11 protein-coding genes are annotated in these 14484 nt (G+C 68.2%); 6 read left to right on the forward strand and 5 right to left on the reverse strand.

Annotated features, from left to right (window positions below; translation table 11 throughout):
- Nucleotides 1-67: 67 nt before the first annotated feature.
- Entirely contained in the window at nucleotides 68-364 is a 297-nt protein-coding gene (locus HNQ52_RS09525) for a hypothetical protein (protein WP_183960908.1), read from the forward strand.
- 873 nt (nucleotides 365-1237) lie between these two features.
- On the forward strand, nucleotides 1238-3160 hold the full coding sequence (locus HNQ52_RS09530; RefSeq protein ID WP_183960909.1) for an InlB B-repeat-containing protein: 1923 nt from the start codon (nucleotides 1238-1240) through the stop codon (nucleotides 3158-3160).
- Nucleotides 3161-3485: 325 nt separating this feature from the next.
- Here HNQ52_RS09530 and HNQ52_RS09535 read toward each other — a convergent pair whose 3' ends face one another.
- From HNQ52_RS09535 to HNQ52_RS09545, 3 genes are all read right to left on the reverse strand, one after another.
- A complete protein-coding gene (locus tag HNQ52_RS09535) occupies nucleotides 3486-4136 on the reverse strand; it encodes a hypothetical protein (protein WP_183960910.1) in 651 nt (216 codons plus the stop codon).
- Nucleotides 4137-4317: 181 nt separating this feature from the next.
- A complete protein-coding gene (locus HNQ52_RS09540) occupies nucleotides 4318-6867 on the reverse strand; it encodes a hypothetical protein (protein WP_183960911.1) in 2550 nt (849 codons plus the stop codon).
- Between the two features lie 156 nt (nucleotides 6868-7023).
- Nucleotides 7024-8763 carry a hypothetical protein gene (locus tag HNQ52_RS09545; RefSeq protein ID WP_183960912.1) on the reverse strand — a complete coding sequence of 580 codons (1740 nt, stop codon included), beginning with the start codon at nucleotides 8761-8763 and terminating at the stop codon, nucleotides 7024-7026.
- 313 nt (nucleotides 8764-9076) lie between these two features.
- On the opposite strand from HNQ52_RS09545, the gene HNQ52_RS09550 reads away from it, so the two are divergent.
- Nucleotides 9077-9379 (forward strand): hypothetical protein, encoded by a 303-nt coding sequence (locus HNQ52_RS09550; RefSeq protein ID WP_183960913.1) that lies wholly within the window; start codon nucleotides 9077-9079, stop codon nucleotides 9377-9379.
- Between the two features lie 85 nt (nucleotides 9380-9464).
- On the opposite strand, the gene HNQ52_RS09555 is transcribed toward HNQ52_RS09550, so the two are convergent.
- Entirely contained in the window at nucleotides 9465-10061 is a 597-nt protein-coding gene (locus HNQ52_RS09555) for a DUF1579 family protein (RefSeq protein ID WP_183960914.1), read from the reverse strand.
- 260 nt (nucleotides 10062-10321) lie between these two features.
- Here HNQ52_RS09555 and trmY point away from each other — a divergent pair, with 260 nt between their 5' ends.
- The 3 genes from trmY to HNQ52_RS09570 all read left to right on the forward strand — a co-directional run bounded on the left by trmY (nucleotide 10322) and on the right by HNQ52_RS09570 (nucleotide 13627).
- The gene (trmY, locus tag HNQ52_RS09560; protein WP_183960915.1) at nucleotides 10322-10921 is read left to right on the forward strand and encodes a tRNA (pseudouridine(54)-N(1))-methyltransferase TrmY; all 600 of its coding nucleotides are present in this window, start codon (nucleotides 10322-10324) and stop codon (nucleotides 10919-10921) included.
- A complete protein-coding gene (locus tag HNQ52_RS09565) occupies nucleotides 10918-12615 on the forward strand; it encodes an MFS transporter (protein ID WP_183960916.1) in 1698 nt (565 codons plus the stop codon). Before trmY ends, HNQ52_RS09565 begins: the two co-directional genes overlap by 4 nt.
- A gap of 187 nt (nucleotides 12616-12802) precedes the next feature.
- A complete protein-coding gene (locus tag HNQ52_RS09570; RefSeq protein WP_183960917.1) occupies nucleotides 12803-13627 on the forward strand; it encodes a carboxypeptidase regulatory-like domain-containing protein in 825 nt (274 codons plus the stop codon).
- 56 nt (nucleotides 13628-13683) lie between these two features.
- Here the strand turns inward: HNQ52_RS09570 and HNQ52_RS09575 are convergent, their stop codons facing one another.
- On the reverse strand, nucleotides 13684-14406 hold the full coding sequence (locus HNQ52_RS09575) for an SEL1-like repeat protein (protein WP_183960918.1): 723 nt from the start codon (nucleotides 14404-14406) through the stop codon (nucleotides 13684-13686).
- Nucleotides 14407-14484 lie beyond the last annotated feature (78 nt).

Here is a 14484-nt window from a genome sequence, read left to right on the forward strand (position 1 = left end):
AGCGCCGCACGGACTGCCTAGGCTTCCGTCGCCCGCAATCCGCGGGATGCATGTCGACGGAGTCAAGATGAAAACCATCGTTCGTTCGCTGTTCACCGCCCTGCTGGCCAGTGCGCTTGTCTCGACGGGGAGCGCCGCACCGATCAACTGGCAGCCGGCCGATCCGGGGCCGCGCGAGCCCGATTTCGGGTATTTCGAAGGGCGCGTGCGGCAAATCAATCCGCATATGGGCCCCGGCGGCATGTACTACACCTTCAGCTACCACACGGTGTCCGGCACGACGATGGCGTACTGCCAGCAGCAGCTCACCATCTGGGTGCAGAACGGCGGTTCGGTGGTCGAGGATTGCGTGCGGGTGTATTGATGCCGATCCGGGGGACATAACCCCGGCGGTGCCAGTGAATCCGCGCGTCGAAGATGTTTGGGCATCGGACCGGGTCAGCCCGGTCCGATGCCTGTGTGGCAGATCGAATCCGCGCGAGATGGAAATCGTCGCCCCGCATCGGGGGAATCGCCGGGACGTCCGGGGCGCTCCGGCCCGGTGCACCGGGGCCGCGCGGCTTCGATGGCGGCGCGGAAACAGTGCCGACCGTGTTGCATCCGAGAGATGGCCGCGGACGCGGCGGTGTCGTCGTCGGCGACGATTCGCACACCAGTGCCTCCAGGCACGCCAACGTTACCCGCGGGGCGCCCCACCCGATTCCACTGCTCAGCGCTGAGCCGCACGGTGACAGGTTGTCCGCCCTTTTCCCGGTTGCATGGTCGAGACTCCGGCCGCAACATCGTGCCTGCGGGCGTTGTGCGGGGGCGCAATCCGATACAGGGGGCAGCATGAAAGAGCCAGCGTGGGATCCACCTGCGGGGAACACTCGTCTTGACGGGGCGATTGTCGCGGAAGGCGAGGGCGGGCAGGTCGGAATCGATCTCCGGCCTAGCGCGCGGATGTATGCCGCGTTTTCGCGGTCGATTCACGATCCGATGGATGCCGTGGGGCGAAGGAACATGGCGCCTGCGGGCGCGGACCGGCGCAGTGCGCCATGGATTGAAATCAATTCGACGAAGCCCGAGCGGCGGCGGAATGCCCCGCCCGATTCGGTGCGGTCGCTTGCTGTCTTGCCACGGAGTCCAGCCAATGTTTGATGCTTCCTTTCCCTGCGTCGGACCGACGCGCACCGCCTGCGACGCTTCGCTCTCGCGCATGCGCCGGATGTTGCGTTTGTTCGCCCTGGTCATACTCATGGCCGCCTCCGCGGGCCTCAACGCCGCGGTGCTGACCGCTGCCACCACGGCCGGCAACAACCACCGCGGCAACATGTTCGATCTGACCGTCAACCAGAACGTGGCCATCACCCAGTTCGACATCAGCCCGATGGGCAACATGCCGTACGAGATCCACTACAAGGAAGGGACGTGGAACGGGTTCGCGAACGACCCGCCCGCCTGGACCCTGATGCAGTCCGGCGAGGTGACGTTTACCGGAAGCTTCGTGCCCGTGCCGCTGGACGAACCGATCATCCTCACCCCCGGCCAGACGCACGGTTTCTACATCACGTCCGCCACCACGTCCGTGTCCGTCAATTATTCCGACGGCACCGGCGTGGGCAACGTGTTCTCGTCCGACGCCGTCATGACGTTCTACGAAGGCGGCGGCATGGAATATCCGTTCACCGCGGGCACGGGCGGCGTGTTCCAGCCGCGCGTGTGGAACGGCGCGATCCACTACGAGGTCATCGGCGCGGCGACGCAGTTCGCGATCACTGCACCGGCGTCGGTCAACCAGGGCGCGGCGTTCGACTTCGAGATCGTGGCGCTCGATGCCAACGGCTTCCGCGACCCGGGTTACTCCGGCACCGTGCATTTCACGAGCACGGACCCGACCGCGGACCTGCCCGCCGACGTTGCCCTGGTCGCCGGCCAGGGCACGTTCTCCGCGACGCTCAATGGCACCGGCGACCAGCAGATCACCGCGACCGATGCCGTCGCGCCGGCCATCACCGGCACGTCGGCGACGATCGACGTGTCGCCCGTGTACGTGGTGACCGGGATCGCCAGCCCGCTCGAGGGCGGCAGCGTGGTCTGCGATCCTGCCGCTGTCCTGGAAGGCGATACGAGCACCTGCACCGTCAGCACCAATGTCGGTTACACCCTCACCGACATCAGCGGGTGCGGCGGGACGCCTGGCATCACGTCGCCCTACACGACCGGACCGGTCACGGAGGACTGCGATGTCACGGCAACCTTCACGCTCAATACCTACCCGATCGACACGACGGTGAGCCCGGCGGGCGCCGGTGTGGTGAGCTGCACGCCCAACCCCGTCCCGCACGGCAGCGACAGCACCTGCACCGCCACCGCGAATCCGGGCTTCGTCTTCGAGACTTGGAGCGGCGACTGCGCCGGTGCCACCTGCACGCTTGCCGATGTGCAGGCCGCCGGGAGCGTGACGGCGCAGTTCCTGGCCACGCAGACGATCGTCCTCACGGTCCCCACGCCGCAGGCCTTCGTGCCCGACACGGTGCTCGACGTCACCGCCACGGCCAGCAGCGGCCTGCCGGTGAGTCTGGCCAGCAGCACGCCGTCCGTGTGCTCGGTCGACGACAACATCGTGCTGATCGTGTCCGCCGGCACCTGCACGCTGACCGCGGACCAGGCGGGCAACGGCCAGTACGCTGCAGCGCCGCAGGTCACGCGATCGGCCAGCATCGTGCCGATGGTGGACGTGAGTGTCGACATCGACGACGGCGTGCTCGGCCTGCCCACGGGCAGATCGACCGTGTATTCCGTGGTCGTCGCCAATGCCGGTCCCAGTGCAGTGACCGACCTGCGCATGACCAGCGACGTCATCGGCCTCGGCAATCTCGACTGGCAGTGCCTGCAGGCGGAGTCCAGCGCCACGTGCCCCGTGCCCGACGTGGGCACCGGTACCTTCGACCTGCTGCTGGCGATGGAGGCGGGCCACGCGATGCACTTCGAGGTGGTGGGCACGATGCTCGGACAGGCGGGCACGTTCGCGATCCACAGCGTGGAACTCACGCCCCCCGCCGGCACGATGGCGATCCAGACCGGCGACGATCAAGCCACCGACACCAACGTGGTCATCCCGATGCCGATCTTCTCGAACGGATTCGAGGCGCCGTCCGAGTCGACCTTGGAGCACTAGACAAGGTGTGTGGCGTCGGTGGCGCGTCGATCCGGCGCGCCACCGGCGTTGTCGCCGGCTGGCGGCACCACAGTCCCGGACACGCGTCACCGGTACTCGCGTACCGTGTGCCCGACGCAGTAACACACAGCAGCTGCCGCCTGAGCCGGTTCGGTGCGTGATGCGTCGTACTACCGATCAGGTTTGCAGATCTACTGGTCGGGGCGGGAACGCACCGATCTGCTTTTGGGCTCGTCCAGCGTGTGCGCCTGCTCGCTTTCTGGCGTAGCGCGACGCGTCTGCGCGAGGCGGTCCGCGCGACTCGATCCCCCTCCAGCCCCGGTCCTCATTGCTCGGGTGGCGCCTGTGGCGTGGGCGCGTCGTCCGTGGGCTCCGAAGACTCCGAAGGCTCGGGTGTCGGCGGAATGGCCGGTTTTTCTGCGGCTGGCGGCGGGTAGCTGAGCGTCGGAGCGGTTGCAGCTTCAGCGCCCTGATGTTTGTCGCCGAACAGTTGCGGTAGCAATGCGACTTCCTGGGCGATCAGGGGAGCCGCCAGCGTCGCGGCCTCCTGCAGCATCGTCATGTACTTGGCCTGATCGACAACGTCGTTCATCCACAGCTGGCATGCCTGGAATGCCATGTCGCGATAGAAGGCGAGGCCCTGTGTGCGATGCGCGATCGGGCTCGTGTTCACGGCCAGGCCGCGCGCAAATGCCGTCTGCAGCTCGGCGACATCGGCCTTGGAGGCGCCCAGCGAGGCACCGACGGACGAAGCGAGGCTGACCAGCGCATCCGGTGATGGCTCCGCGCACGCCCGGTCGCGCGCCGGAGAGACGAGAATGACACGGCGATCGGCGGTCGCCGCGAGCGTCTCGAACCTGTTGTCTCCCCATCCGATTCCGACTTCATGCTTGATGATCGGCCGTTCGGAAGGCGGCGTGAACACGGTGCATGCAGAGAGGAAAACGACTGCAATGCCCGCCGAAAGAGTGCGCATGGTGTTCCCCTTGTGTGGATACGAATCTCGCTCGGTGCTGTCTCCAGGAGCGACGATCTCTCACCCTCCGGGACGACGGACCCGTCCTGTCTGCCTCCGGACCGGTGGCACGGCTCCGGACACGCAACACGCGCGGCATGGCAAATGCGACAGGCCGCGAGCCGGCAACGTGAGGTGGCGGCTATCGATGCAAATTCTGGCTGCGTGCGGCCAGCGGCGTATCGGGCAGGCCGACGGCATCGCTTGCAAGTTCCTTCTCCAGCGTCTGCTGCAGCCTGCGGAGCTCCGCCTTCTGCAGTTGAACGCGCTGATACGCCCCGCACACCGTTTCGGGTTCCGTGTGTGCACTTTGCTGCGGGCAGCTGTAGGTGAACGTGGTGGACTTTCGCAGCAGCGATCCGAGCAGGCCGCCGATGGCGCCGCCGAACACATCGTTGTGTCCGGGCATGAACTTGTCCCCTCCGGAAATGACCCAGAGCGACGACGAGGATTGCGCCGTCTCGATCCGCGGCGCGTCGCAATTGCCCAGAGGGGCGTCCACCGTCGTGGCAGGAACGATCCACACCGCCTTCGTGCCGTCGTGCTCGGTGTCGGCGAGGTAGGAAAAGCTGGCGCCCGTGCCTGCCGAATGCGTTCCTTCGAGGGCGCGCAGAAAAGAGGCGGCGAACAGCGGGGCCGTGCCTTCGTTGCTTGCCTCCCCGAGCGCATCGTTCACGCAAGCGCGGTGCGAGAGTGCCGATGCGATCTGCGGCGCCGGCCTGCGCACGAGGTCGGCCTGCGGACCGAGATCCATCGGCCTGCTCGGGTCGTGGTCGTTGCCCGGTCGAGCGCGAAGACGCAGCGCGTCCCCGATCTGACCCGCCATGGAGAACAGGCGAGCAGTGGCGAAGTCGCCCGTGCTTGCAACCTGGATCATCATCGGCGAAGGCTCGTAGTGGCCGCCGACGAGTTTCTCCGCCGAGGTGTTCCAGCGTGCCATCGACTGGATCATCTGCTCCGCCCGGATGCCCTCGGTGGCCGGATTGACCATCAGCGCGACATCGGCAGGCGGACGCATCAGTTCCACGGTATCGAGCAGCAGTTCCCTGACGTACGTCTCGCTGTCCTCGGACTGTTTGCGGAAATTCTCCATCGATTCGAACGCGAATTCGCCGATGCGCTGCGTTTGGGCCGCCAGCGTCTGCCGCTGCTGGGCCAGCGCCTGCATTCTCGTCAGCAGGCGTTCGCGTGCGTTGCTGACACCGCAGACGGCGTCGAGCGCATCGTTCCCGTCGTCGGTCAACTGCTGCACGGTCGCTGCGAGGTCGTCGAAATTCACGGCGAGGGCGTTCCTGTCGCGCGCCAGCGATCTGTCGGGAAGCAGGCCGCGCAGTCGCGTCCGCTCGAACGGGTCGACGTCTTCCGACAGCTGCGCTACCGCGATCTGCAGCTTCCTCGTGTGCTCGCGCAATGTGCCCAGCTGTGCGCCGTCCAGCGACGGCAGGAAGGCCATGCCGGCGCCCTCGACCGTGCAGCCGGATCTGATCTGGTCCAGCGACGGTTTTTCGACTGCGCGCGCTTCAGCGAGCAACGCTTGCGAGCGTCGGTAGCTTGCGTCGGTGTCGCGCATGGACGCGATCACATCGGCGCGTCGTCCGCTCGGGTCGTTGGCTTCGAGCACGTCCGCCACATCGTCCAGCGCCATCCTGGTCTTGCGCCACTGGCGCTCCAATGCGTTCGACACCTCACGCAGCGCGTCTGCGTTGTAGGCTGCGGCAACCAGCGAATCGAGCTCGGCGTCGCTTTTGCCGGCGTTGTCAGCTCCCCCGAGCTGCGCCAGTTGCAGCTCCAGTTCGATGATCTGCCGGGCGACATTCGCCTGTTCGGCCCGCACTTGCGTGATCAGCCGCTCGATCGCGTCGATCATGGATGCCCGCGATTCCAGCACCCCGTCGATGCTGCGCACGCGCTGCGTCACGTTCATCCGCGTCGCCAGTTCCTTGCGACCGACAAGCACCTGTCCCATCGCTCCTTCGAGGAAGCGCGCACCGAAGGAATGTCCGATCAGCGCGATGCGCGAGGCATTGAGGAAGATCTCGTTGAGACTGGTCTCGCCTTTCAGGAAGCCCAGTCGGTCCCGGTCCTGCTGCGCGACCTGGCCGATGAGCGATGCGAGGACGTTCGAGGCCGGGATGTCGGAGCTGCGGATCGCTGCAGCCTTGCGATCCCAGAACGACAGGTTCGACACCGGGCCGTCGCCGAGCGAGTTGCCGCGCCAGGACAGGTAGAGACCAAAGATCGCGCACCCGTCCGAGGCCTGTCCTGCCTGCTTCCCCTGCAAGGCATCGCACACCGCTCCGCCGCGCAGCGACATCACGATCTTCCTGAACGAGCGGAAGTTGCCGTCGTCGGGATGGCCGCTGTGCTTCCACCCGTGGATGAACACGAGAAAGAGCACCTGCTTGTCCTTCAGGCGCGTGAGCGCGTCGCTCGCGCGCTGCAGCTGTCCCTGGTCCCACAGGTCGCCGAAGTCGTCGATCTCCACGGTTGCGATGGCGTAAGGAACCCCTGCATCGGGTTCGGAGACACAGCCGGTGGGCTCCCAGGACAGGCTGCGTCCGGACGAGCACAGTGCCGGCAGGTCCGCCGTCGCCGGGCACGCGCCGTCAGCGCATCCGGAGGACCGATAGGCGCCATGGTTGATGCTGCAGGCGCAAAGCAGAACCAGCGAAAACAGAATCAGATACTTCATGGATGCCCCCGCGTCGGCCGGATGAGCGCCCGCCACGACCCCGGCTGCGCTTCTCGCACAGGATGTGTCGCATCTTGCGCAAATCTCTCACCTGCCGGCCGACTGCCTGGCGGCCGCGATGCGTGCCGGCGCGTGCGCCGGCACGGGCTCACGACATCATTCGAACCCGTCGCCGAAGATCCGCGCCGGGCGGAACCGCACGCCGCCCGCGCCCCGGCCAGGCGTGCCGGCCTCCGGTGCCAGCTGCACCGCCACGGCGCTGCGCGTGGCGTCGTCGAACGGATTGCGTACGAAGACGGCCGGCACGGCGTCGGCTGCGCCTGCAAGTTCGCTGCTGCTGTTGCCGGTGAGGATGGCGAGCGAGCCGTCGGCGCTGACTTCGATGTGTTCGAAACCGGGGCAGTCGTCGACGGCGCCGTCGTCGCTGCAGCTGCTGCCGTTCACGCCTGGGGGAAGCTCGATTTCGGTCCAAGTCGCGTTCTCGTCGAACGGCGCACGCACGATGAAGGCGCGCGCGCGTGCGCCGGCGAACGCGGGCGGAAGCAGGAACTGCTGCCCGACGATCAGCGCCTGGCCGTCGGGCGATACGGCCATCGGGCCCAGGCCTTGCACGTCCGGCGGCGCGGGGATCTCGACGAACGTGCTGGCGGCGGAGAACGGCGCCGCCGTGGTGCGGATGGCGTTCACCGTCGGCTCGGTTTCGCTCAGCATGCGGGTGACGAACAGGCGCGTGCCGTCGCGCGTGAGCCGGCACATGCTGGGCGACGCCAGCACCGGCGGAAACGGCAGGGCGATGTCGATGGCGGTGTAGGGCGGGCGCAGCACGCTGACGCCGTTGACATGGCAGACGAAGGCGCGGCGGTCGGGCGCGAAATCGATCGCGGCCGTGACGAAGCCGCGCACGCGCAGGCCGGCGGGCATCGGTGTCACCAGCGGCGGATCGACCGAGAAATTAAGCACCACCGCTTCGCCGACCCGCTCCGCGCCATTGCTCTCGCCGATGCTCAGCGCATACATGCCATGCGGTTCCACGGCGAGGCTACCGTTGCCGTTGCTGCGCCCGGACAGCGCGATGGTCTGCACCGTGCCGGCGTCGTCAAGCGCCACGCGGAACAGTCGCGGTTGCGCGAAATCGGAGAACAGTGCCGAACGTGCACCGAGGAAGGCGAGTCCGTGCGGGCGGGCATCGACCGGCAGGGCCAGTGCGGTCTGCGCCGGCGACGGCAGATTGCCGTCGGGCGTTGGCAGCAGCAGCGCGAGATTGCCGTCCTCCAGCGTGCTGGCGATGGCGGGTTCGACCGCACCGGCGGCGTCATACTGCACGTGGTCGATTTCCATCACGGCGGCGCTGGTGAAGGCGATCGCGGAGATGCCGCCCGCATGGCGCGCACCGAAGAATCGGTCCTCGGCCGTGGTGCCCGAGATGGAGCCGTCGCCGAGCGGCACCGGCCCGACGCTGCCGAGCGATTGGCCGTCCGGCCCGAACGCCTCGAACGTGACGTCCGCCGCCGCGCCGTCGGTCCACACCATGCCTGCGGCGCTGGGCAACGGCTCGGTGAATCCGATGCGGATCGACGCACCGAACAGACTGGTGCCGCCGTTGCCGGAGCCGTCGATGGCGCCGTCGTCGGCGTCGACAGAATCGGTGATACCGCCGGGCGGCGTGATCGACGATGTCGACCGGACGAGCCTGGAATCGACGCTGCCGTCTTCGAAATCCTCGATCGCCATCGCACCGGACGCGAAGCCGTCGGGGGTGTCGGCAGCGGACAGATACGGCGTGGGGCCAAAGAAGACGGCGTCGGCGGCAAGGGCCGGGCAGGGCGCCAGCAGTGCAGGCGCAAGCAAGGCGAACGTGGCGGCGGTGGACCGCAGGAAGGCTGGCATCGGATGCATCGCGGACTCCTCGCAACACGACAGGATGGGACCAATCCAACGCACGGCTCGCACGCGCACGTTGAAGCTCCTTTGCTGTCACGGGAAAGATCGCGCGGTTTTGCCATCGACGAAGACGGGCAGTCGCCACCGTGGCCCGGCGCCGGAGCCCGAATCCACGCTAATCGACCCGTTCGTTCCCGCTGCACGGGTCCGTGTGCCCAGATGGTCCCGTCTTCGCGCGGTGTGCGGCGTCCCGCGGCGGCAGCGGGCGTCTAGGCTGCGGAGACCCGCATCGTCGCGGGCACAGTCACATCCGTTCGGGAGACCATCGATGAAAAAGACCACCCTTGCCGCCGCCGCCCTGCTGCTGGCCGGCACCGTCGTGCAGACTGCCAGCGCATTGCCGCTCAACTGGGAGCCGCGTGGACCGGGTCCGGTGGAGCCGACATACGGAATCTGGGAAGCGACGGTGCGCTACATCGCCCCGCACCACGCGCCGGACGGCACCTACCACACCTACAAGTACCACCACATCACGGCCACCTCGAACGCCAGCTGCGAGGCGCAGCTGGCGAACTGGTCCGGCGGGCTGAATGTCACGGTGATCGAGTTCTGCCACTGGACCGGCATCTGACGCCGGCGCGTCCGTCGATCGACCGGGCCGGCCGCGTGCCGGCCCGGTTCGTTTGTGGCGGTGCGTGCGGCCGCCGCGCCTGCGCTCAGCTGCTGCCGGTGTCCGCTTCGGTGCGACGTGTGAAGACGATCTTCACCAGCGGATGCGGATCGGGTTTGACGATGCCCAGCTGATAGAACGTGAACACGCGCTCGTCGCCGCGGAATTCCTCGGTGATCCGATAATCGACGAAGTGGCCCGCGCCGTCGTTGACCTTCGACGACCACACCATCGTCTTTTCGGCCGCATGCCAGTACCCGTGGTCGATCCGCACCGAGAGATCGTTGGTGTCGTTCCAGGTGCCGACGTAGGCCTTTGCGACCGTGTCGTAACCCCACACGCCGATGCCTTCGTACGGCGGCCGGCCGTCGCCCGCCGGAATGCGGAATTCGTTGACGATGCGGTGGCCGTTGGCCAGCAGCCGGTTGGTCTGCACGCCGCGTGCGTGGCCGGACGGTGCGTCGGCGGTGAAGAAGGTCACTTCGGCATCCCAGGTGCCGGCCTCCATCTGCAGCGGTGCGTGCACGTCCTCGGGGGCGGGCGCGGCGGCGGACGCGGACGCGATGCCGACGGCAGCGATCAACGGTGGAATCTGGCGCAGCAACGCACGTGCGATGCGTTGCGGTCGAGCCGGCAGGTGCATGCAGCCTCTCCTGGTCATCGGAAAACGCGGGATGCGTTCGCCGTGCTCGGACGCTAGCACGCTCGTCCGCGACGCTTGTCGTGCGTGCTCGACATCGGCATCCAATTCGCCACCGACGTCACGCATGCTTGCGCCGCGCTCCGGCGCTATCCTCGCGGTTGTCGCATGCCGGCCGTGCGGACCCGACGCGATGCCGCGCGTCGCCCGTTCGATGGCCGCCTGCGTTTTCTTCGACAGGACACCCGATGCCTCCGGCCACGATGCGAACCTTCGTCCTGCGTGCGCGTGCTGCCCCCACCGACAGCGCCCGGCTGCTGGCGGGCGTGGGCAAGGACGCGCACACCGAAATCCTCGCGCACACGCTGATGAACGCGATCTTCGTCGCGCAATCGCACCGGGCCGGGGTGACGGTGTACCTGGTGCTGGAAAGCACCCAGGATTTCTCCCGCACGATCCGCGTCGAGGCCGATGCGATGCGCGATGTCGGCGGCTTCGACGAACAGTCCCTGCTGCGCAAGGTGGCGCGGGCGCTGGACGTGTCCGCGGGCATGGCCAAGGAAGAAACGCGCGCGGTGGAGCCGGGCGTGACGGTGCGCACAGTCAGCTTCGAGCGGCTGGTGCAGGAGCTGTCCCGGACCCACGCGCTGTTCGTGATGGACAGGAAAGGCACGCCGATCCGCGAACAGGCGTTTCCGGACAATCCGTGCTTCCTGCTGACCGACCACATCCCGATGCCGAAGAAGACCTTCCACAGCCTGGAACGCCTGGGCGCGACGAAGATCGCGCTCGGCTCGACGATGCTGTTCGCCTCGCAATGCGTGGTGCTGATCCACCACGAACTGGACCTGCGCGGCGCATGACGCGGCAGGACGCAGCGCCGCGTGCGGCCGCGGAGGCGGAACGCCCCGCGGTGTCCACGCTGTCGCCGTTCCGCTATCCGGTGTTCCGCCAGATCTGGCTGGCGAGCATGGCGTCCAACTTCGGCGGGCTGATCCAGTCGGTGGGCGCGGCGTGGCTGATGCTGTCGATCGCCACCTCCGAACACATGGTGGCACTGGTGCAGGCCTCGGTGACGCTGCCGATCATGCTGTTGTCGCTGGTGTCCGGCGCGATGGCCGACGGCCTGGATCGGCGGCGCGTGATGCTGGCTGCACAGGCCTTCATGCTGCTGGTGTCGCTGACGCTGGCGCTGTGTACGTGGTTCGACCTGGTCACGCCGTGGCTGCTGCTGCTCTTCACCTTCCTCATCGGCTGCGGCGCGGCGTTCAACGCGCCGGCGTGGCAGGCCTCGGTCGGCGACATGGTGCCGCGCCACCAGCTGGCGTCGGCCGTGGCGCTCAACAGCATGGGTTTCAATATCGCGCGCAGCGCCGGGCCCGCGCTCGGTGGCGTCATCGTTGCGGCCGGCGGCGCGGCGATGGCGTTCGGCGTGAACGCGCTCAGCTACGTGGCGCTGCTGGTCGTGCTGGCGCGCTGGCGGCCGCCCGCGCAGCGACCGCTGTTGCCGCGCGAGACGCTCGGACTCGCGATCGCATCCGGGCTGCGCTACGCCGCGATGTCGCCGTCGATCCGCTTCGTGCTGCTGCGCAGCGTGGTGTTCGGCGTCGGCGGCAGTTCGCTGATGGCGCTGATGCCGCTGATCGCCAAGGTGCTGGTCGGCGGCGGTCCGTTGACGTACGGCCTGCTGCTGGGCGCGTTCGGCGTCGGCGCCGTGGGCGGCGCGGTGTCGAGCGCGTGGCTGCGGCGCAGGCTGGGCAGCGAGGCGATCGTGCGCGTTGCCTGTCTCGCGTTTGCGCTGGCCGCGGGCGTGGCGGGCGCGGCCGACATGCTGGCGCTCACGATGGCGGTGCTGGTGCTCGGCGGCGCGGCCTGGGTGCTGGCACTGTCCACGTTCAACGTCACCGTGCAGCTGTCCGCGCCGCGCTGGGTGATGGCGCGCGCGCTGTCGCTGTACCAGATGGCCGCGTTCGGCGGCATGGCGGGCGGCAGCTGGCTGTGGGGCGAGGTCTCGGCCGCGCACGGCATCGGCACCGCATTGCTGTGCGCGGCGGGCGTGCTGGTGTGCTGCGCTGCGCTCGGCCTGTGGTGGCCGCTGGCGCAGTCCGAGGATCGCAACCTTGCGCCGCTGCGCGAGTGGACCGCGCCCGCCACCGCCGTGCCGGTGGAGGCATCGAGCGGCCCGGTGGTGGTATCGATCGAATACCGCATCCGCGAGGACGACATCGTCGAATTCCTGTCCGCGATGGCGGACCGACGCCGCATCCGCCGTCGCGACGGGGCGTTGCAGTGGCGCCTGCTGCGCGATGTCGCCGATCCGATGCTGTGGATCGAGCGCTACAAGACGCCGACGTGGCTCGAATACGTGCGCCACAACAACCGCATCACGCTCGACGACGCACGCATCCCGCAACGGCTGCGCGAGCTGCACCAGGGCCCGGGCGACCCGCTGGTGCGACGCATGCTCGAACGCGAACCCAGCGTCATGCCGACCCGCCACCCGGCCGAACCGCGCGAACTGCGCGAGCCGCTGACCGATCCGACACGCTCGGCGTAAGGTGCGGCCGCGGCGCCGCCGCAGCCGTTGCTCAAACATCATGTTGGCGATGCGATCTGCGATCGATCGTGCCGACTGCTCGACTCGTCGCATCGCCCGGGTGCAGCCGATACGTCCGGCGCCGCTGCCGCGTTAGCGGATCCAGTCGTCCGTTCGACATTCCCCGCCGCCGACCGAAGGCTTCGCCATGCACCTCGTCAACCTCCGCGCACGCGTCAGCGGCGCGCTGCTGTTCCTCGCATGCGCCGCCACCGCGCCGGCGCAGTCGCCACAGCCCGGAAGCATGCTCGGCCGCGCCGTCGATGCGCGCGGTGCGCCGCTCGCAGGCGTGGAGGTCATCGCCGACAACACCCAGTTCTACGACATCAACGCCATCGGCGTGACGGACGCGGAGGGACGTTACGCGGTCGATACCCGCCATCCACCCGGCACATGGGTCGGCAGCGCGCGCATCACGCGCACCTACAACGGCAAGCGTTTCGTGCTCGAACTCGATCCGGATTCGGTGGACGCATTTGCCGGAAATGTCGGCGCGGTCCGCAACTTCACGTGGAAACTCAGCGGCGAGCGGCGCGATGGCCTGGGCACCTACGGCATGTCGGTGATCTACTACTTCGAGGGCTTCGAGGATCCGCAGTTTCCGGGCGAATTTCTCGACACCGATTTCGTCGAACTGACCCTGACCCCGGTGGGTCCGCTCGTCGACGGAAGCGTCGGTGCCGCCATCGTCGCACGCGGGGAACGCACGCCGGACGGGCCCGCGGTGCGCGACGTACCGATCGGCCGCTACACGATCACCGCGCGTTATCTTGCGCCCGGCTTGCCCGTGCGGCCGCTGCTGCTGCGCATCCGCAACACCGGCAACTACGTTCCCGCGCTGACGGCCGACTTCGACGAAGTGCTGGAAACGCTGTACCGCATCGAGATGGACGTGACCATCGACACGGCCTTCATCTTCGATGGTGATTTCGAGTCCGCGCCCGACGCGCCGCGGCTGCCGGCACCGGTCTGACCGATCGGCGCACCGCACGATCACTGCGCGGCACGCCTGCAGCGCGCGTCGGCGGGCTACGGCTCCGCGTTCGGGTCCGGACCGTCGTCGGCGATCGGCTGCCCCACCGAAACGACGCCGGCAGGAGGCCGCGCCCAAAGCCGGTCCTGCCACGCGAAATAGCGGTCCGCGTTCCAGAATTCCGTCGCCAGCACCTGATCGCGCGGCGCGCGGGCCCACAGTCCGGTGCCGGGCTCCACGACAAGGATCTTCAGTCCGCGCGCCACGACTCCGACGCGGCTGTCGGTGAAGGTGGTGCGCTTCTTGCGCAGCAGGTGCTCAAGGCGCGGTTTCGCCACCGCGTCGGCATGCTCGGCGAACACCGCCCGGCCGCGTTCCACGGCCGCGCTGCGCTCCGCCGGCGTGAGCTGCACCCAGTAGTTCTCGCGCAGCGCGACGAACGACGGATACCCGCGCTCGGCCGCCAGATCCATCCACGCATACGCGAGTGCGCGGTCGCGCGGGACGCCGTCCCCGCGCCAGTGCATCTGCGCGACCATCGCCTGCGACGGCTTGTCGGCATACCGCGACGCCCGCACGAACGCGGCATGCGCCTGCGGCAATTCCGCGTTGTCCAGATGCGCGAGCCCCTCGAGCCGGTACTTCAGATCGCGGTGATAGTGCAGGTAGTCGCTGCCCTGCATCACCTGCGATTCGACGCTCGACACGGGCCGCTGCGCGTGCGCCGCGCCGGACAGCAGCACGGCGAGCAGCAACCCGCGGATCGCAGGCGCGTTCATCGCTTGCTCGGAAGTGCAGAGGCAAAGGGCGCTGCCCCGCGAAGCCCGTGGCCGACCCGCGAGCGCCGTCGCGATCCC

Origin of the sequence: Chiayiivirga flava (genome assembly GCF_014202825.1) — a bacterium.
Classification (GTDB): domain Bacteria; phylum Pseudomonadota; class Gammaproteobacteria; order Xanthomonadales; family Xanthomonadaceae; genus Chiayiivirga; species Chiayiivirga flava.